The sequence below is a fragment of the Streptomyces mayonensis genome (genome assembly GCF_018982965.1).
GTDB classification, from domain to species: Bacteria; Actinomycetota; Actinomycetes; order Streptomycetales; family Streptomycetaceae; genus Streptomyces; species Streptomyces mayonensis.
Map to the genome: position 1 here is coordinate 1 of NZ_JACBYP010000046.1, position 18007 is coordinate 18007.

Here is an 18007-nt window from a genome sequence, read left to right on the forward strand (position 1 = left end):
CGTTGACTTTTGGCACGCTGTTGAGTTCTCAAGGAACGGACGCTTCCTTCGTACTCACCCTCTCGGGCTTTCCTCCGGGCGCTTCCCTTCGGTGTTTCCAACGCTATCAGGCTTTTCCGTTGCTTCTGACCACCCTTCCGAATGCATACAGAAGGGGATCCAGCGATAGGATCTGATGAGTTGGGTGCTGCCGTGGTGAGGATGTCTTGCTGCACATCCCTCAACCTCAGGCAGGACTAGCGACTGTACACGGGGCCGCCGAACGGGTGCAAATCCATGGAGCAGGGTGGTCTAGACCTCATTCGCAACGCTCATGCGGAACCGGTACTTCCTATGTCATACGCTGCTGCCCAGTGTGCCGTCCGGGACAGGCAGCGACGGCCCGTACAGATCCCCGCCCTGGGAGGCTTCCCATGACCACCGTCTCGTCCCCGCTCGCAGGACGCGCCATCGGCCTGGCCGCAGTGCCCGATCCCGTCTTTTCCGGAGCCATGGTCGGCCCGGGCACCGCCATCGACCCCGTACGGCAGGCCTCCGAGGCCGTCGCCCCCGTCGACGGTGTCATCGTCTCCCTGCACCCGCACGCCTTCGTCGTCGTCGACGACAGCGGGCACGGCGTACTGACTCACCTCGGTATCGACACCGTGCAGCTCAACGGCGAGGGTTTTGAACTGCTCGTGAACAAGGGCGACACCGTCGCGCGCGGACAGGCGGTGGTCCGCTGGGACCCGGCCGCCGTCGAGGCCGCGGGCAAGTCGCCGGTCTGCCCCGTGGTGGCTCTGGAGGCGACGGCCGAGGCCCTCACCGACCTCCGTGAGGACGGCGACGTGAAGGCCGGCGAGAGCCTCTTCCTCTGGAAGTGACGTCGGTGTCGCAGTACGGCGGCACCGACGGCTGGTAGGACAACCACTGCGGCGGCGGGGCCCGTCGCACTATGCGGGACGGGTGAGATGGAGACAACGCTGCGAGGCGTCGGTGTGAGCCACGGAGTGGCGATCGGCGAGGTCAGGCACATGGGGACGGCGGTCCTGGAGCCGCCGGCCAAGCAGATCCCGGCCGAGGACGCCGAGCGTGAGCAGGGGCGCGCCCGTCAGGCCGTCGAAGCCGTGGCCGCCGATCTGATCGCGCGCGGCAATCTGGCCGGAGGCGAGGCCCAGGCCGTGCTCGAGGCACAGGCCATGATGGCCCAGGATCCCGAGCTGCTGGCGGACGTGGAGCGGCGGATCACCGTCGGAAGCACGGCCGAGCGCGCGGTGTACGACGCCTTCGCCGCGTACCGGGCCCTGCTGGCCGGTGCCGGTGAGTACCTGGCCGGCCGGGTGGCGGACCTGGACGACGTGCGGAATCGTATCGTCGCCCGACTGCTGGGCGTGCCGATGCCCGGGGTGCCGGACAGCGACGAGCCCTACGTCCTCATCGCCCGGGACCTGGCACCTGCCGACACCGCGCTTCTCGACCCGACGCTCGTGCTCGGTTTCGTCACCGAGGAGGGCGGGCCCACCAGCCACAGCGCGATCCTGGCTCGGGCACTCGGCGTGCCTGCCGTGGTGGCCCTTCCCGGCGCCGGGGAGATTCCCGAGGGAACGGTGGTCGCCGTGGACGGCAGCACCGGTGAGGTCTTCGTGAACCCCGGCGAGGAGGAGAGGGCACGGCTCACCGCGGAGGCGGCCCAGCGGAAGGCCGCTCTGGCCGCTGCGACCGGCCCCGGTGCCACGTCGGACGGGCACAAGGTGCCGCTGCTCGCGAACGTCGGAGGTCCGGCCGATGTGCCCGCGGCCGTGGAGGCGGGCGCGGAGGGTGTCGGTCTGTTCCGTACCGAGTTCCTCTTCCTGGACGACAGCAAGAACGCGCCCTCGGAGGAGAAGCAGGTCAGTGCCTACCGGCAGGTGCTCGAGGCCTTCCCGGAGGGCCGGGTCGTCGTGCGTGTGCTGGACGCCGGGGCGGACAAGCCGCTGGACTTCCTGACCCCGGGCGACGAGCCCAACCCGGCGCTGGGCGTGCGGGGCCTGCGGACGCTGCTCGACCACCCCGATGTCCTGCGCACCCAGCTGACCGCGCTGGCCAAGGCGTCGGAGGGGCTGCCCGTCTACCTCGAGGTCATGGCACCGATGGTGGCCGACCGGGCGGACGCCAAGGCGTTCGCCGACGCCTGCCGCGAGGCCGGTCTGCGGGCCAAGTTCGGCGCGATGGTGGAGATTCCGTCGGCCGCGCTGCGTGCGCGCTCGGTGCTGCAGGAGGTCGAGTTCCTCTCGCTGGGCACGAACGACCTCGCGCAGTACACCTTCGCCGCGGACCGTCAGGTGGGCGCGGTGTCCCGGCTGCAGGACCCGTGGCAGCCGGCGCTGCTCGACCTGGTCGCGCTGTCGGCCGAGGCGGCGAAGGCCGAGGGCAAGAGCTGCGGTGTCTGCGGTGAGGCCGCGTCGGACCCGCTGCTGGCGTGTGTGCTGACCGGTCTCGGTGTCACCTCCCTGTCGATGGGTGCGGCGTCGCTGCCGTATGTGCGGGCGACCCTGGCGAAGTTCACGCTGGCGCAGTGCGAGCGGGCCGCTGCCGCAGCCCGGGCCGCCGACAGTGCCGACGAGGCGCGCAGCGCCGCTCAGGCGGTGCTGTCCGGCGAGTAGGCCCGGGTGCGGCCGAGGGCCGTCGGTGTCGGGTGCGGGGCGTGCCGCCTTCGGGTGGGGCGCCCCGCGGCCGTTCGCCGTTCAGTGGTGGTGTCCCGGCGGCAGGTGCTGGTCTCCGAGGTCGGGTGGGGCGCAGTAGTCGACGTTGGACTCCGGGGGGATGAGGTCGTCGTTCTCGACGTCCGTGCAGTAGGCGTCGAAGACCTCGCCGGCGGTGAGGGGTTCGAGGCCGTATCCCCGCAGTCGCCAGCCGTGGATGCGGTCGGGTCCGCTCGGCGGGCTGACGCGCATGACGAGTCCCCCGGGGCTGTGGGTGGCGAGGCCGAGGGCGAGGACGCTGGTGAATTCCAGGGCTTCGGCCTCGTCGATGTCCGGGGTGCCGTCGGTGTTGTCGTCGGCGTGGAGGACGGAGAGCAGGTTCTCCGGGGAGCGGGAGATGCTGCAGACCAGGTGCCGGTTGCCGGGCGGGGCCGTGTCGAGGACGCGGGCCAGGAGGCGTGAGGCGCGGGTGAACGCGGCCCGGCCCAGGTCTTCGCCGCAGGTGCTGCAGCTGCCGAGGCGGGCGAGCAGGGTGGCCGCGTACTGCCAGGTGGCCTGCCGGACCGCTTCGTCGACGAGGGCCGGGACGAGGTCGGTGAGCGGCTGGCCCTCGTAGGGCACGGTGGGGCCCTGGGCGGCGAGTTCGGCGGTGAAGCGGGTGCGGCTGGCGGGGGCGTCGGGGTCGAGGCCCGTCCTGGTGCAGTAGTCGGCGTACTCCTCGGGGTCGAACAGGGCGATGGTGGTGTGGCTGCCCTGTGTCGCGCGTTCCCTCAGGAGGGCTTCCATCTGGCGCAGGTAGACGGTGTGGTCGTGGAAGGTGAAGCTGCGGTAGCGCCGCATGGCGCGGAAGTCGTGTTCGTCGGTGAGCAGGCCGATGGTGCCCGCGATCTCGCGGTGCAGGACGCGTCGCATGCTCCGGTCGGTCCGGCCCGTCCGGCCGGACCGGTTGGTCCGGCCGTTCTGGTTGGTGTGCGCCATGTTTCCCCCTGTGCACGGTCGATCAATGCTCACTCACAGTAACCGGGGGCACTGACAACGGCGTGCGGCTGAGCGGGGTTCCCGGCCGCCGTGCGGGGCGGCCGGTGGGTCGAAGTCCTGGTCAGGCGCGTTTGCGGGCGAGTTCCTCGTAGAAGTGGAGCAGGCCGAGGTTGTCGATGGAGCCGGGGTTGACGGCCTTGTCGAGCGGGGTGCCCTGGAGGAGGCGCTTGACCGGGACCTCGATGCGTTTGCCGGTCAGGGTGTGCGGGATGCCGGGTACCTCGATGACCTCGTCGGGGACGTGACGCGGGGAGAGCTCGGCGCGGATGGTCCGCCTGATGCGGTCGAGGAGGCTCTCGTCGAGGACGGCTCCCGGGGCCAGGTGCACGAACAGGGGCATCCAGTAGCCGCCGTCGGGCTGTTCGACACCGATGACCAGGGATTCCCTGATCTCGGGGAGGCGTTCGACGGCCTCGTAGATGTCGGCCGAGCCCATGCGGACGCCCTGCCGGTTGAGGGTGGAGTCGGAGCGGCCGTGGATGACGACGGAGCCGCGTGAGGTGAGGGTGATCCAGTCGCCGTGCCGCCAGACGCCGGGGTAGGTGTCGAAGTAGCTGTCGTGGTAGCGGCTGCCGTCGGGGTCGTTCCAGAAGCGGATCGGCATCGAAGGCATGGGCTTGGTGACGACCAGCTCGCCGACCTCGTCGGTGAGGGGGTTCCCGTCGGGGTCCCAGGCCTGGAGGTCGGTGCCGAGGCCCGGCGCCTGGAGTTCGCCGATGTGCACGGGCAGGGTGGGGACGGCACCTGCGAAGCAGGAGCAGACGTCGGTGCCGCCGCTGACGGAGGCGATCCACAGGTCGGCGCCGGCCGCGGCGAACTCGTCGTGGAGCCAGCGGAAGCCGTCGGGCGGGAGTGGGGAGCCCGTGGTGGCGACGCACTGGATCCGGGAGAGGTCGTGGTCGCGGGCGGGGTGGACGCCGGCTTTGCGGCAGGCCATGACGTAGGCGGCGGAGGTGCCGAAGAGGGTGGCGCCGGTGCGTTCGGCGACGCGCCACTGGGCGTCCGTGGCCGGGAAGCCGGGGCTGCCGTCGTAGAGGACGATCGTAGTGCCGGTGAGCAGGCCGGAGACGAGGAAGTTCCACATCATCCAGCCGGTCGAGGTGTACCAGAAGAAGCGGTCCCCGGGGCCGAGGTCGCAGTGCAGGCCGAGCTGCTTGAGGTGTTCGACGAGGATGCCGCCCTGGGACTGGACGATGGCCTTGGGCAGGCCGGTGGTGCCGGAGGAGTAGAGCACCCACAGGGGGTGGTCGAAGGGCACCTGCTCGAAGACCGGCTCGGTGTCGGCGGCCGTCAGCGTGTCCCAGTGCAGGGCGCCGTCGGGTGTGTCGGTGCCGAGGAGCGGGATGTGGACGACCGCGCGGAGGGTGGGCAGTTCACGGCGGAGTTCGGCGACGGTGTCGCGGCGGTCGTGCTCCTTGCCGCCGTAGCGGTAGCCGTCGACGGTGAACAGGATGACGGGTTCGACCTGCTGGAAGCGGTCGAGGACGCTGCGGGCGCCGAAGTCGGGGGCGCAGGAGGTCCACACGCCGCCGACGGCGGCGGTGGCGAGGAGGGCGACGACGGCCTGGGGGACGTTGGGGAGGTAGCCGCTGATGCGGTCGCCGGGGCGTACGCCGAGGGCGCGCAGTTCGGCGGCGAGCGAGCCGACCTGGCGGCGCAGGTCGGCCCAGGTGACGGGGCGGGGTTCGTGGGTCTCGTCGACGTGCAGCAGGGCCGGTTCGCCGGGGCGGGTGGCCGCCGCGCGCAGGGCGTGTTCGGCGTAGTTGAGGGTGGCTCCCGGGAACCACTGGGCGCCGGGCATGGCGGTGTCGCCCAGCACGCGCGCGTAGGGGGTGGAGAAGCGGACGTCGAACCACTCCGTGACGGCCTGCCAGAAGGTTTCGGGGGCGTCGACGGACCAGCGGTGCAGGGTTGCGTAGCCTCCTTCGGCGGGCGCTCCGTGGTGCTGCGCGGCCCAGGTCTGGAACGCGGTGATCCGGGCCCGGGCGATGCGCTGTGCGTCGGGCTGCCAGAGCGGCTGAGGGTTCACGGTCGACATGGGGCGGCTCCCGGGCTGTGCGCGTCGTGTGCGTCCCGTGCCCACGGGCTGGGGTGTGCGCGGAACGCGGCTGACAGGGACGATGCCATGTGATCGACTTCCGCACCAGGGCACGGATCACAGGGCGGTGTCAGGAAGGGGTGCTCCGGTCACGGGTGAACGGCAGTTGAACGACCCCCCGGCGCGAGGTGGTCGATGGCAGGGTGATCACTATGGACGGTCGTGACCTGGTGCGTTCGATGAAGTCGGTCGGTTCTGCGGGGGCGGCGCAGGGGTTGCGTTCGGTGCGGGCGGCGTGGCGCCACCGGCGTGCCGACGCCGCGGTGCTGCCGCGGCGGGGAGCGGAGCGGGCCCGGGTGCCGGGGCCGATGCGTGAGGTGGAGACCGGGCCGGGGGGCGGTGTCGTACGGTTCGGCCGTTCCGAGTTGCGCATCCTCGTGGCGGTGAACGGGGCTGTCTTCTGGGGCTGGGACGGCGCCGGTCCTGAGCCGTCCTACGCGCTGGCGGGCCGCTGTCCGGAGCCGGACCCGCGGGCGGTGCTGGAGCCCGACAAGGAGGGCGGCTGGCGGGTGGTGGCGGAGCGGGCGACGGTGGCCGTGTCCCGGCACGGTGCGATCGAGGTCCGTACGCCCGGGGGTGTGGTGCTGCGCCGTGAGCTGCCACCGCGCTGGTGGGAGCCGGTCGGTGGCGGGCCGGCGCGCTGGACGCAGCGTTCCGAGGTGGCGGCCGACGCCCGGTTCTTCGGGCTCGGTGGCCGGGCGGCGGGGCCGCGGTTGCGGACGGGTACGTACCGTTTGTGGAACACCGGTCCGGGCGGGCCCTTCGCGGCGGGCGCGGACCGGTCGTCGGTGACCATGCCGGTGCAGGTGGTGGTGGCCGACGCGGGGACGCATCTGGTCTTCCACGACACTTCGTGGGACGGCACGGTGGCGCTGCGGGAGGGCGAGGAGGGCGCCGGGTCCGGGCACGACCGGCCGGGGCGGAGCGTCCTGCGGATGGACGGCGGTGCGCTGCGGTGCTGGGTGATGGTGGGCACGCCCGCGCGCGTGCTGCTCGCCTGGGCGTCGCTGACCGGCGCGCCGGCGCTGCCGCCGTCGTGGGCGCTCGGTCATCACCACGGGTGGTGGGGCTCCGGCGACGAGCAGGAGGTGCGGCGGGTCGTCGCCGGCTTCCAGGAGCGCGATCTGCCGCTCGACGCGGTCCATCTGGGCGTCGGTCACGCGGACGCGCGGCAGGTGTTCACCGTCGACGAGATGCGGTTCCCCAAGCTGCCCGTGCTCGCCGAGGAGCTGCGGCGGGACGGGATCCGGCTGGTGTCGGTCGTCGAGCCGGCGGTCGCGGCCGTGCCGGGCAACGCCGTGTACGACAGCGGCGGGCGCGAGGACGCGTTCGTGCGGGGCGCCTCGGGACGCGTGGTCCGGGGTGTGGGGCGGCCGGGGGACGTGGTGTTCCCGGACTTCACGCGCGCGGAGGTGCGCGAGTGGTGGGGCGGGCTGCACGAGGAACGGCTGGGGCAGGGCTTCTCCGGGGTCTGGCAGGACCTGGACGCGCCCACGTCGTTCGCGGCCTTCGGGGAGGCGACGCTCCCGCGGTCGGCCCGGCACGGGCCGGCGGGCGATGGCGTGGACCACCGGGAGGTGCACAACGTGTACGCGTTGTGCATGGCGCGGGCGGGGTACGAGGGGCTGCGGGCCCTGGCGCCCGACGAGCGGCCCTTCGTGCTGTCGCGCTCGGGCTGGGCCGGCATGCAGCGTTACGGCGGTGTGTGGTCCGGCGACGTGGGCGCGGGCTGGCCCGGGCTGCGGGCGTCGCTGGGGCTGGCGGTGGGGCTCGGGCTGTGCGGAGTGCCGTACTCGGGGGCGGAGGTGGGCGGGCGCGACGGCAGTGCGTCGCCCGAGCTGTACCTGAGGTGGCTGCAGTTGGCGGCCCGCCTGCCGCTGCTGCGGACGCGTGGGGGGCTGGAGGCGGGGCTGCGGGAGCCGTGGGAGTTCGGGCCCGAGGTTTTGGAGCACGCGCGCGCGGCGCTCGTGGAACGGCGGCGGCTGCTGCCGTACTTCGTGACGCTGGCGCACCTGTCGCGGCGTACGGGTGCGCCCTACGTGCGGCCGCTGTGGTGGTCGGCGCCGGAGGAGCGGGCGCTGCGCGACTGCGAGGACGCGTTCCTCCTGGGGGACTGCCTGCTGGTGGCTCCGGTGCTGGAGCCGGGGGTGGCGCGGCGGGTGGTGCGGTTGCCGCGCGGGCGCTGGTACGACGTGGTGACGGAGCGCGTGTACGAGGGTCCCGCGCAGGTGGTGGTCGACGCTCCCCTGGAGCGGATCCCGGTCCTCGCGCGCGCGGGAGCCGTGCTGCCGGTGCGCGGACAGGACGGCGCGGTGGAGCTGGAGGTGTGGGCGCCCGCCCGGGGGCGGACCGGCGAGGGGCTGGTCGTGCCGGACCCGGGCGACGGCTGGGCGGAACCGGAGATCGAGCGGTACGTGTCGCGCTGGGAGGGACGGCGGGTGGTCGTGGAGCGCGAGGGCGAGGACGGCACGAGTGCGCCGTCCTGCCCGGTGCGCGTGCGTGGGCTTGTGGGGCGGCCGGCTCAGATGTAGCGGCCCTCGAAGAACGCCCGTACGGCTGCGGTGTGGAGCGGGAAGGCGAGTTCGTCGGCCCTGCGCAGGAGGTGCCACCCCTCGGTCTCGTCCGTGGCGGCGGAGGGCGGCAGGCCATGGGCCGACCGCTCGGGCAGCAGGCCGAAGAGCAGCAGGTGGCCGTCGGACGAGCTCATGGCGTCGGCGAGCCGTATGTCGCGGCTCGCCGCGTCGATGCCCGTCTCCTCCTTGAGTTCGCGGGCGACGGCCTGCCGCCAGTCCTCGCGGTCGTCGACGTAGCCGCCGGGCAGGGCGACTCCCCCGCGCGCGGGAGGCACGGTGCGGGTGATGACGACCAGGGCGGTGCCCTGTTCGTCGTACACGGGCTGGAGGGCCACCGCGACCGGGAGCGGGTTGCGGTAGGCCACGGTGCCGCACGCGGGGCAGGTGCGGGGCCAGCCGGAGACGCCCTCTCCGTAGGGCGTGCCGCAGCTCGAACAGTGGGAATTCGGCGCGGAGTTGGGAACGGAGGCTTCGGTTTCGGACACGCGGCGGACTGTATCCGATCGCGGAGCGGGCGGCTCCGCCAGGCCGGTCAGCGGCGGCCTGCGAGCGACTCCGCGGAGACCGGGAAGTCGAAGTAGGTGTCCGGGTAGGGCTCGGCCTCGTAGGTGAAGTGCCACCACTCCTCGGGGAGGTTCACCAGGCCGACGTCCTCGAGGGTGTCCTTGAGCAGCAGCCGGTTGGCGCGCTGGGTGCCCTGGATGCGGGGGTCGAGGGTGTGGGAGCGGGTGTCGAAGCAGTCGAAGCCGGTGCCCATGTCGACGGAGTTGTCGGGGAAGCGTTCGTCCTGGGGTGCGAAGCAGGGCACCAGGGGCCGGCCGGGCTGGTACGGCGGGGTGGGCTCGGCGGGGAGCCGTACGATCGTGAGGTCCATGGTGGAGCCCCTGCTGTGGCCGGACTTCTCCGCGATGTAACCGTCGGCGAAGAGGCGGGTCTTGTCGACGTCGGGGTAGAACTCGGCCTTCATGTCCTGGTCGTCGAGGTCCTCGGCCCAGCGGACGAAGTGGTCCACGGCGCGCTGCGGCCGGTAGCAGTCGTAGACCTTGAGGGAGTAGCCCTGGCTCAGCAGCCGGGTCTGGGCCCGGTGGAGGGCCTCGGCCGCCGGGCGGGTGAGGATGCACAGGGGCTGCCGGTAGCCGTCCACGGGCTCGCCGACGAAGTTGTGCGGGGTGACGTAGCGGATCTCCTCGAGGATGGTCGGGTCGACGTCACTCAGGGCGACGAAGTCCTCGGGGGCCGTCGGCTCGGTCCCGGCCCGGGCGGTGGCGGGGGCGGCCGTGACGGCGAGCACGGCGGCGAAGGCGGTGACCAGTCCGCGGAACGCGGTGGAGAGTCGTGTCATGTTCCCTGCGTCTATCAGGACCGGGCTCCCCGTGGGAAGGGTCGCTCGGGCAGCTCGGCGTGCGCACGCGCGCGTGGGCGCCGTTTCCGTGCGGGCCGCCGTCGGTCAGTGGTGACGAGTCAGGTGGTGACGAGTCAGGTGGTGACGGCGCGGCGGCGGTCGGTCGCCTGGGTCATGGCGTGCTGGACCACACCGACGAGGACCTCCTTGACGGACTCCCGGTCACGGGCGTCGCACGCCACCAGGGGCACGTCCGCGTCGAGGTCGAGGGCCTGGCGCACGGTCTCGGTCGGGTAGCGCGCGGCGCCCTCGAAGCAGTTGACGCCGACGACGAAGGGGATGGAGCGCCGCTCGAAGTAGTCGACGGCGGCGAAGCAGTCCTCCAGGCGCCGCGTGTCGGCCAGGACGACGGCGCCCAGCGCACCCTCGGACAGCTCGTCCCACATGAACCAGAACCGCTCCTGCCCGGGCGTGCCGAAGAGGTACAGCACCAGGTCCTCGCGCAGCGTGATCCGGCCGAAGTCCATGGCCACCGTGGTGGTGTGCTTGCCCTCGACGCCGCTGACGTCGTCGACGGGCCGTCCGGCCTCGGTGAGCAGTTCCTCCGTGCGCAAGGGCCTGATCTCGCTGACGGCACCGACGAGGGTGGTCTTGCCCACGCCGAAGCCGCCTGCCACCAGGATCTTCAGCGTGACGGGCTCGACCGGCGGCTTGCCCCGCTGAGAACGCCCGAAGATCATCGATCTCTTCTCCTTGATGTGCCGCCCGACGCGTCCGGGGCCCGGCTCACAGTGCCCTCAGTCCGTTGATCACGTCGCGCAGGATGTTCTCGTCCGGCAGTTCCGCCGGGGGGACGGGCCGGTTGACGCGGACGAGTTCGGCGTCCACGAGGTCTCCGACCAGGACCCTTACGACTCCGACGGGCAGGTCGAGGTCGGCGGCGAGTTCGGCGACCGACTGGGGGGTGTCCCGGCACAGGCCGACGATGTCGACGTGTTCCGGGGAGAGGGTGACGTCCGCCTCCGGGTCGTCCGCGTGTGGTTCGGTGACGACCACCGCGATCAGGTCGAGGCGGTGCTGGGCCGCGCTGGTGGTGCGGCCGCGCGTCATGGCGTACGGACGGACGACGGGGCCGGCCTCGTCGTCGAACCAGTGGTTTCTTCCCTGACCGTCTGCGCTCATGTCATCCCACTTACCCGCCCGAGGGCAGATCGGTGCGCGGCGCGGTGCCCAGGTGTGCGCCGACCCGCTTGACCAGGAGGGTCATCTCGTAGGCGACCTGGCCCACGTCCGAGTCGGCGTCCGACAGGACGGCCAGGCAGCTCCCGTCTCCCGCGGCGGTGACGAACAGGAAGGCGTCGTCGAGTTCGACGACCGTCTGCCGGACACTGCCCGCCTCGAAGTGCCGGCCCACGCCCTTGGCGAGGCTGTGGAACCCGGACGCCACGGCGGCCAGGTGCTCGCTGTCCTCCCTGGTCAAGTCCTTCGACACGCCCGTTGCGAGGCCGTCGCCGGACAGGACGACGGCCTTGCGGATGCTGGCGACACGGTCCACCAGGTCGTCGAGGAGCCAGTTCAGCTCCCTGGAGTTGGTGTCGTTGTGGCCGGTCGGCTTCGGTGCGGTCATCGACCGTCCCCCTTGTTCGTTCCTCGTGGTGCTGATGGTGCTGATGGTGCTGTTCCACCTGTTCCGCCGGAGTTGTCTTCTCCCCCGGCGTTCTCCCTGCGGCCGCGCTGCCAGCCGCGTTGGAGGGAGGCCATGCGGCTGCGGACCTCGTCGGCGTCGCGGTCGGCGGGGTCGGTGCGGTCCTCGGCCGTCGGTTCGGGGCTCTGCCTGAGCTGGGGGGCGAGGCTGGCCTGCCGCACGCGCCGCGGCAGCGGGCCGGGTTCGCCCCCGCCGGACGCGGTGTCCGCGCGCGCGGGCGACGCGCCGCGGCGGCGGGCGGGGAGCGACGGCAGCCCGTCGGCGTCCGTGCTGCCGGCGTCCCGGCTGCCGGCGCGGCCGCCGTGCGGGCTTCCCGCGGGGCCGCCCGCTCCGGTGCGGTCCTCGCGGCGGCGTCGGGCGGGCAGTTCGGGCAGCTCGTCCTCCCGTGCGTGAGGTGCCGTCCCGGGCCGCGTCCCGTCCGCGGAGGGCCGGCCGTCGGCGGGTGACCGTTCGTCGTTCCCCTCGCGGGGGGCGCGTTCGGGGACCGGGCGCCCGTGCGAACTGACCAGCTTGGGGGTGCGGCGGCGGGGCAGCGCGACGGGTTCCTCCGTCTCGGCCTCACCGGCTTCGCGGGCCTGCGCGTCGTCGCGGTCGCTCCCGGGGCGCCGCGGTTCGGACCGGCCGTCGGCCGGTTGGTCGTCGGCGGCGACCAGTGAGCGGCGCGGCCGGAACAGACCGCCGCGTTCGCCGTCCTGGTCGTCGAGGGCGTCCAGGTCGACGGTCGCCTCCAGTTCGACCGGGCCGTCCAGCAGCGCGGCCGGCCGGTCCGCCAGTCGCGCGGGCACGTGGGCGAGGGCCGAACGGCGGCTCTCCTCCCGCTCCTTGTCGGTGACCTGCTGGGGACGGTCGAGACGGAAGCCGACGCCGTTGGTGTCCGGGGCGTCGTCCGTGAGCAGGGCGTCGGGCACGAAGACGACGGCGGTGGTGCCGCCGTACGGGGAGGGCTGGAGGGACACCCGGACGTTCTGGCGCTGGGCGAGCCGGCTGACGACGTACAGGCCGAGCCGGTCGGTGTCGGAGAGTTCGAACTCCGGTGTCTCGGCGAGCCGGAGGTTGGCGTCCAGGAGGGCGTCGGCGGCCATGCCGAGACCGCGGTCGTGGATCTCCAGGGTGAAGCCGTTGGCGACGCGCTCGCCCAGGACCTGCACGGCGGTGTGCGGGGGCGAGAAGACCGTGGCGTTCTCGAGGAGTTCGGCCACGAGGTGGGTGAGGTCGGCGACGGCCGGTCCGGTGACGGCGACGCGCGGGAGCCTGCGGACCTCGATGCGCTCGTAGTCCTCGACCTCGGCGACGGCCGCGCGCACCACGTCCATGAGCTGGACGGGCCTGCGCCACTGCCGCGACGGTGCGGCGCCGGAGAGGATGACGAGGCCTTCGGCGTGCCGGCGCATACGGGTGGTCAGGTGGTCCAGGCGGAACAGGTCGGCGAGTTCCTCGGTGTCCTCGGTCCTGCGCTCCATGGTGTCGAGCAGGGTGAGCTGCTTGTGCAGCAGCACCTGGCTGCGGCGCGCGAGGTTGACGAAGACCTCGGAGACGCCCGCGCGGAGTTGGGCCTGCCTGACGGCGGCCTCCACGGCGGCGCGCTGCAGCGTGTTGAGTGCCTGGCCGACCTCGCCGATCTCGTTCTTGTCGTACTCCAGGCGCGGCACCTCGGTCTCCACGTCGACCTCCTCGCCCGCGGACAGGCGGCGCATGACGCTGGGCAGCCGGACCCCGGAGGCCTCGTGGGCCTCCAGGCGCAGCTGCTTGAGGTCGCGGATGAGTGAACGGCCGATGCGTACGGACAGGAACAGGGAGTACAGCAGGGCGATCAGGCCGAGGGCTCCGGCGACGACGGCCTCGGCGATGGTCCTGGTGGCGACCGGGTCGACCCGGTCCTGGTAGCGGTCGGACGCCTGGTCGTCGAGGTCGCCGAGTTCGTCGAGGACGCCGCCGGCGGTGGTGTCCCAGCTCTTGGCGGTGACGCCGTCCGGCTTGCCCTCCTCGGAGAAGACGACCGCCTGCTCGGCGCTCCTGAGGGGCGCGGAGGAGGCGTTCTTCCAGAAGCGCTCGTAGCGGCCGCGCTCGGCGGCGGGCAGCAGCGGCAGGTTGCTGTCGTACAGCATCGTGCGCTGCGCCACGAGGTCGTTGACGTCCCGTATCTCGGTCCGGCTGAGCCAGTCGGCGACGAGGGCGGAGCCGAGCAGGGCGTCCTCGCGGGAGAGGAGCTCGCGGGCGCGGGAGATGTTGACGAGCGCACGGTACTGCTTGTCCAGGCCCACGTCGTCGATGACTTCGAGGTTGGCGAGCAGGTCGTGACAGGGGTCGACGAGGCGGTTGTAGAGGGTGAGGGCCTGGGCGCGGCTGACGGTGCCCGCCTCGACACTGCTGCGCAGGGAGCCGAGGCCGTCGAAGGCGTCCAGCACCGCGGTGAGACGTTCCTCCTCGGCCGGTCCGAGGTCGTCGCGCACGTCGGCGTTCGCGGCGTTGCGGCGGATCTCGGCGACGGCTTCGTCGGTGGCGGTGCGGCTGTGCTCCAGGGCGGAGAAACCGTTGGCGGCACGCGGGTCGGCGAGGTGGACGAGGGTCTGGCGGCGCTCCTGCTGCAGGACACGGACGGTGTCCTGCACGGGGTAGCCGATCTCCTCGACGACGGTCGACACGCTGAACAGCCGTGCCGCCTCGCGTCCCGTGAGCACCGTGGCGAAGGCCCAGATCGCGGTGAGGGCCACCAGGGGCACGAGGAGAAGCGCCACAATCTTCCGGCGGATCGACTTTCCGCGAAAGCGCATGGCCTCCCCCAGCTCGACCCCCACCGGCAGGGGGTACGCATGTGCGTCAACAAACGGCGCGAGCCTACTACTGCCGCACAGCCAACTCGAAGACCCGTCCGGAGGTCGAACCTCCGCTCCGGTGGGGGATGATGGTCAGTTGTCCGGTCATTGCGGGAGATTGCCCACCCGGATCCGGTGGTGAACCGGGAACGTGATCCTCCGCCGGGACGGGCGGATTGGCCGAAATTCTTCGACTGCGCGGCCTTTTCGGGAATCTTGTGGCCCCTTCGTTCGTCCTTCACTACGGGAAACGGAGGCGGAATCGGCCACAGGAGCCGCGTTCCGCCCCCATGGGCGGCGTAAAGCAGCGCGAGCAGGGCAGTCAGGGGGGAGCCGTGTCGTGGGACACGGACGAGCTGTCTGCCGGCGGTGGGGAGTGACATGTCGATGGGCACGGCGGAGCGGCACAGGGCGGCCGAGGGTGACGAGGCGGCCGGGAGTGGCGGTGCGGCCGAGGTGACCGCGCCTTTGGTCCCGGAGGACTCGGACGGGGAGATTCCGGCGGACGGGCGGGACGCGCGGGTACCCGAGCGGCGGGAGCCCCGGGCGCCTGAGCGGCAGCCGGGGTACAGGCCGTTGTGGCGGGAGGAGCCCGCGCGGCGGCGCAGGTTGCCGGATCCGGTCCGTACGGCGGCCGTGCGCGCGGTGCTCGTCGTCGCCGTGACGCTGATCCTGGCGATGGTGGCCTTCCTGTGCACGCTGGCGGAGTCGTGGCTGGCCTTCCCGATGGTGCTCGGCAGTGTGGCGGGCACGGTCGTGGCCACCTGGGGCGTGCTGGACGTGTGGGTGACGCGGCAGGTCTGGAACCAACGGCACGGCGTGGTGTCGGTGCCGAGCAGTACCGCGCGGGCCGTACGGCGCGAGCGTCGCCGGGCGCGGCGGCAGGCGCGGGCCGCCGAGCGGGGCCAGGATCGGATAGGCCGGCGCGGCGGCGCGGGGCAGCTGTCGCACTCCTGAGCGGCGTGGTACCGAAGGGTGTCGGCGGGGCGTGGGGCGCTTGCCCGGCCGCGGCCCCGTGGCACCGCCCGCCCCGGCCGGCATCTCGACGCCCACGGCCCCGCGACCGTCCGGGGCGACGGCGCACAGCACGCACTCCTGGGCGGGCACCCCGTGGATACTCCTAGGCGGGCACCCCGTGGATCTCGCGGGCGAGTTCGCGGCGGGCCCGCATGAAGGAGCGTGGGCGGTTGGCCGTGAGCACGGCGGTGGTCCGCCCGTCCCGTTCGTACCGGGCGAGGAAACCGTCCTCGCCGGGCGCGCCGTCGGCCACCTCGCCCTCGGTGACACGGACGGTGTCGCCCTCGCGCCGTCGGCCGGTGAACTGGAGACGGACGCCGTACTGGTCGGACCAGAAGTAGGGCACCGACCTCGCGTCGGCGACCGTGTGGCCGGCGAGCAGGTTGGTCACGGCGGCCCGGGGCTGCCGGGTGGCGGCGGTCCAGTGTTCCGCACGGGTGCCGCCGACGCGGGCCACATCGCCGACGGCGACCACCTGCGGCAGGGCGGTCGCACAGCCGTCGTCGCACAGGACGCCGTCGTTCAGCGCCAGGGGTGAACCGGCCAGCCAGGCGGTGTTGGGCGTGGCACCGATGCCGACGACCACCACGTCGGCGGGCAGGGTCCGGCCGTCGGTGAGTTCCACGGACGTGACGGCCGTCGTGCCGTGCAGGGCGGCCACGGACGCCCCGGTGACCAGTGCGACGCCGTTGCGGCGGTGCAGCGCGGCGCAGACGGCGGCCATCTCCGCTCCCAGTTGGGGCACGAGCGGCAGCGGCGCGCTCTCCACGACGGTGACGGTGTGGCCGAGCGCGGCGCAGGAGGAGGCGGTCTCCGCGCCGACGAATCCGCCGCCGACGATCACCACGCGGCGTTCGCCCCCGGTGAGTTCGGCGCGCAGGGCGCGGGCGTCGTCCAGTGTGCGCAGCGTGTGGACGCCGGTCCGGCGGCCGCCGCCCAGGGTCCGGGCCGAGGCCCCGGTGGCGACGACGACACCGTCGGTGCAGACGGTGCGGCCGTCGCCGAGCACCACGGTCCGTCCGCGGGCGTCCAGGCCGCCGGCACGGACGCCCAGCAGCCATTCGGCGTCCAGTTCTGCCCTCTCCTCGGCGTCGGTGAGCGCCAGACCCTCCTCTCCGGCCCGGCCGGTGAGGTAGTCCTTGGAGAGGGGCGGCCGGTCGTACGGCCCGTGGGTCTCGTCGCCGACGATCACCAGCCGGCCGTCGAACCCCTGGGCCCGCAGCTCCCGGGCGGCGTACAGACCGGCCAGCGAGGCCCCCACGACGGTGACGGTCCTCATGCGGCGTTGTCCTGCTCCACGGCGTTCTGCTCCACGGCGTTGTGCCGCACGCCGTTGTGCCGCACGGCGGTCTGCTCCACGGCGTTCTCCTCCGCTGCGAGATGGACGTGGACGAAGCCGTCGTCGACGGTCACGCGGTGGGTGCGGACCGGCCTGCGGGCCGGCAGGCAGGTGGGCCGGCCGGTCCTGAGGTCGAACGAGGCGGCGTGCAGCGGGCATTCGACCAGGCAGCCCTCCAGCCAGCCCTCGGAGAGGGAGGCGTCCTGGTGGCTGCAGGTGTCGTCGATGGCATAGAGATCGCCGTCGTCGGTGTGGAAGACGGCGATCGGCGGAATGGTCCCGACGCGGGCGGACTCGCCCTTGGGGAGGTCTTCGAGGCGGCAGACGGGAATCACGGGCTCCCCTCTCGGTCCGGAGCCTGCGGCGGGTGCACGGACGCGTACCCTTCCGGGATCCGGACACTTCGATAACATGATGTTTCACATGGCGCATTGAAGAGCGCTATGCGCAACAGAATCCGGGCGGGCGCCCGTGGCGTCAAGGGCTTCCCGCAGACGCGGCCCGAACCAGGCCGCCAGGTGGTGAGAGTTGAGCCATGCCCCGCACACAGAAGCAGCCCGACCATGGTGAGGACCGCGTGGAGAACAGGCAGGCCCCCAGGGGCGCGGCGAGCGCCGTGCAGTCGGTGGACCGCGCCGTGAGCGTGCTGGAGATCCTCGCCCGGCACGGCGAGGCGGGCGTCACCGAGATCGCCGACGAGCTGGAGGTGCACAAGTCCACCGCGTTCCGGCTGCTCGGCGTGCTGGAGAACCGAGGCCTGGTGGCCCAGGAGAAGGAGCGCGGCAAGTACTACCTGGGCGCCGGCGTACTGCGCCTCGCGGGGGCGGCGGCAGTGCGGCTGGACATCTCGCAGGAGGGCGTGCCCGTCTGCCGCGAACTCGCGGACGAGCTGGGCGAGACGGCGAACATCGCGGTCCTGGACGACGACGCGGCGGTCAACGTCATGCAGGCCCGCGGCACCGCCTCGGTCACCGCGCAGAACTGGCTCGGCCGGCGCACCCCGCTGCACGCCACCGCCAGCGGCAAGGTGCTGCTCGCCCACCTGCCGCACACGCTGAGGGAGGGGCTGCTGGCCCGCCCGCTGCACCGGTTCACCGAGCGCACCGTCACCGGCGCGGCGGTGCTGCGGGGCGAGCTGGAGACCGTGACCGGCCAGGGCTACGCGATCACGGAGGAGGAGCTGGAGATCGGGCTGGCGGCCGTGGCGGCGCCCGTCCGGTCGCACGACGGCAAGGTGATCGCCTCGATCAGCGTCTCGGGACCGGTGTACCGGCTGACGCCGGAGCGGCTGCCGGATCTCGCCAAGCGGACCCTGGCTGCGGGGATCGAGCTGTCCCGCCGCATGGGCTACGGCGACTGACCCGGCGCACGGCCGACGCGGCGCGGGGGCGGCGGACTCACCAGTAGTCCGCCGCCCCCGCG

At 72.8% G+C, this 18007-nt stretch carries 15 protein-coding genes; 5 read left to right on the forward strand and 10 right to left on the reverse strand.

Annotated elements, in window-relative coordinates; genetic code table 11:
- The first annotated feature begins 413 nt into the window (after nt 1–413).
- Both HZS56_RS18900 and ptsP read left to right on the forward strand, forming a co-directional pair.
- On the forward strand, nt 414–863 hold the full coding sequence (locus tag HZS56_RS18900; protein WP_216721885.1) for a PTS sugar transporter subunit IIA: 450 nt from the start codon (nt 414–416) through the stop codon (nt 861–863).
- An 87-nt stretch (nt 864–950) separates the two neighbouring features.
- On the forward strand, nt 951–2621 hold the full coding sequence (gene ptsP, locus HZS56_RS18905) for a phosphoenolpyruvate--protein phosphotransferase (RefSeq protein ID WP_216721886.1): 1671 nt from the start codon (nt 951–953) through the stop codon (nt 2619–2621).
- Between the two features lie 81 nt (nt 2622–2702).
- Here the strand turns inward: ptsP and HZS56_RS18910 are convergent, their stop codons facing one another.
- Together HZS56_RS18910 and HZS56_RS18915 are read right to left on the reverse strand one after the other, a co-directional pair.
- The gene (locus tag HZS56_RS18910; protein WP_216721887.1) at nt 2703–3638 is read right to left on the reverse strand and encodes a DUF8829 domain-containing protein; all 936 of its coding nucleotides are present in this window, start codon (nt 3636–3638) and stop codon (nt 2703–2705) included.
- A gap of 121 nt (nt 3639–3759) precedes the next feature.
- Nucleotides 3760–5736: an acetoacetate--CoA ligase gene (locus HZS56_RS18915; protein ID WP_216721888.1), complete on the reverse strand. Its 1977-nt coding sequence runs from the start codon at nt 5734–5736 to the stop codon at nt 3760–3762.
- Between the two features lie 212 nt (nt 5737–5948).
- Here HZS56_RS18915 and HZS56_RS18920 point away from each other — a divergent pair, with 212 nt between their 5' ends.
- Nucleotides 5949–8327 (forward strand): glycoside hydrolase family 31 protein, encoded by a 2379-nt coding sequence (locus HZS56_RS18920; RefSeq protein ID WP_216721889.1) that lies wholly within the window; start codon nt 5949–5951, stop codon nt 8325–8327.
- On the opposite strand, the gene HZS56_RS18925 is transcribed toward HZS56_RS18920, so the two are convergent.
- The 6 genes from HZS56_RS18925 to HZS56_RS18950 form a co-directional block, all read right to left on the reverse strand.
- Nucleotides 8318–8854 carry an NUDIX domain-containing protein gene (locus HZS56_RS18925; protein ID WP_216721890.1) on the reverse strand — a complete coding sequence of 179 codons (537 nt, stop codon included), beginning with the start codon at nt 8852–8854 and terminating at the stop codon, nt 8318–8320. The two genes, HZS56_RS18920 and HZS56_RS18925, sit on opposite strands and share 10 nt — an antisense overlap.
- A 47-nt stretch (nt 8855–8901) precedes the next feature.
- Nucleotides 8902–9711: a M15 family metallopeptidase gene (locus HZS56_RS18930; RefSeq protein WP_216721891.1), complete on the reverse strand. Its 810-nt coding sequence runs from the start codon at nt 9709–9711 to the stop codon at nt 8902–8904.
- A gap of 134 nt (nt 9712–9845) precedes the next feature.
- Nucleotides 9846–10451 (reverse strand): GTP-binding protein, encoded by a 606-nt coding sequence (locus tag HZS56_RS18935; RefSeq protein ID WP_216721892.1) that lies wholly within the window; start codon nt 10449–10451, stop codon nt 9846–9848.
- A gap of 46 nt (nt 10452–10497) precedes the next feature.
- Nucleotides 10498–10893, reverse strand: a complete 396-nt coding sequence (locus tag HZS56_RS18940; RefSeq protein WP_216721893.1) for a DUF742 domain-containing protein — start codon at nt 10891–10893, stop codon at nt 10498–10500.
- A gap of 10 nt (nt 10894–10903) precedes the next feature.
- Nucleotides 10904–11338 carry a roadblock/LC7 domain-containing protein gene (locus HZS56_RS18945; RefSeq protein ID WP_216721894.1) on the reverse strand — a complete coding sequence of 145 codons (435 nt, stop codon included), beginning with the start codon at nt 11336–11338 and terminating at the stop codon, nt 10904–10906.
- Nucleotides 11335–14187, reverse strand: coding sequence for a sensor histidine kinase (locus HZS56_RS18950; protein ID WP_216721895.1), 2853 nt, complete (start codon nt 14185–14187; stop codon nt 11335–11337). The genes HZS56_RS18945 and HZS56_RS18950 overlap by 4 nt, the downstream gene beginning before the upstream one ends.
- Nucleotides 14188–14610: 423 nt before the next feature.
- On the opposite strand from HZS56_RS18950, the gene HZS56_RS18955 reads away from it, so the two are divergent.
- The gene (locus HZS56_RS18955) at nt 14611–15186 is read left to right on the forward strand and encodes a hypothetical protein (protein ID WP_216721896.1); all 576 of its coding nucleotides are present in this window, start codon (nt 14611–14613) and stop codon (nt 15184–15186) included.
- Between the two features lie 163 nt (nt 15187–15349).
- Here the strand turns inward: HZS56_RS18955 and HZS56_RS18960 are convergent, their stop codons facing one another.
- On the reverse strand, nt 15350–16525 hold the full coding sequence (locus HZS56_RS18960; RefSeq protein ID WP_216721897.1) for an NAD(P)/FAD-dependent oxidoreductase: 1176 nt from the start codon (nt 16523–16525) through the stop codon (nt 15350–15352).
- Nucleotides 16522–16920: a bifunctional 3-phenylpropionate/cinnamic acid dioxygenase ferredoxin subunit gene (locus tag HZS56_RS18965; protein WP_216721898.1), complete on the reverse strand. Its 399-nt coding sequence runs from the start codon at nt 16918–16920 to the stop codon at nt 16522–16524. The genes HZS56_RS18960 and HZS56_RS18965 overlap by 4 nt, the downstream gene beginning before the upstream one ends.
- Before the next feature lie 200 nt (nt 16921–17120).
- On the opposite strand from HZS56_RS18965, the gene HZS56_RS18970 reads away from it, so the two are divergent.
- Nucleotides 17121–17945 (forward strand): IclR family transcriptional regulator, encoded by an 825-nt coding sequence (locus HZS56_RS18970; RefSeq protein WP_253914493.1) that lies wholly within the window; start codon nt 17121–17123, stop codon nt 17943–17945.
- The last annotated feature ends 62 nt before the right edge of the window (nt 17946–18007 follow it).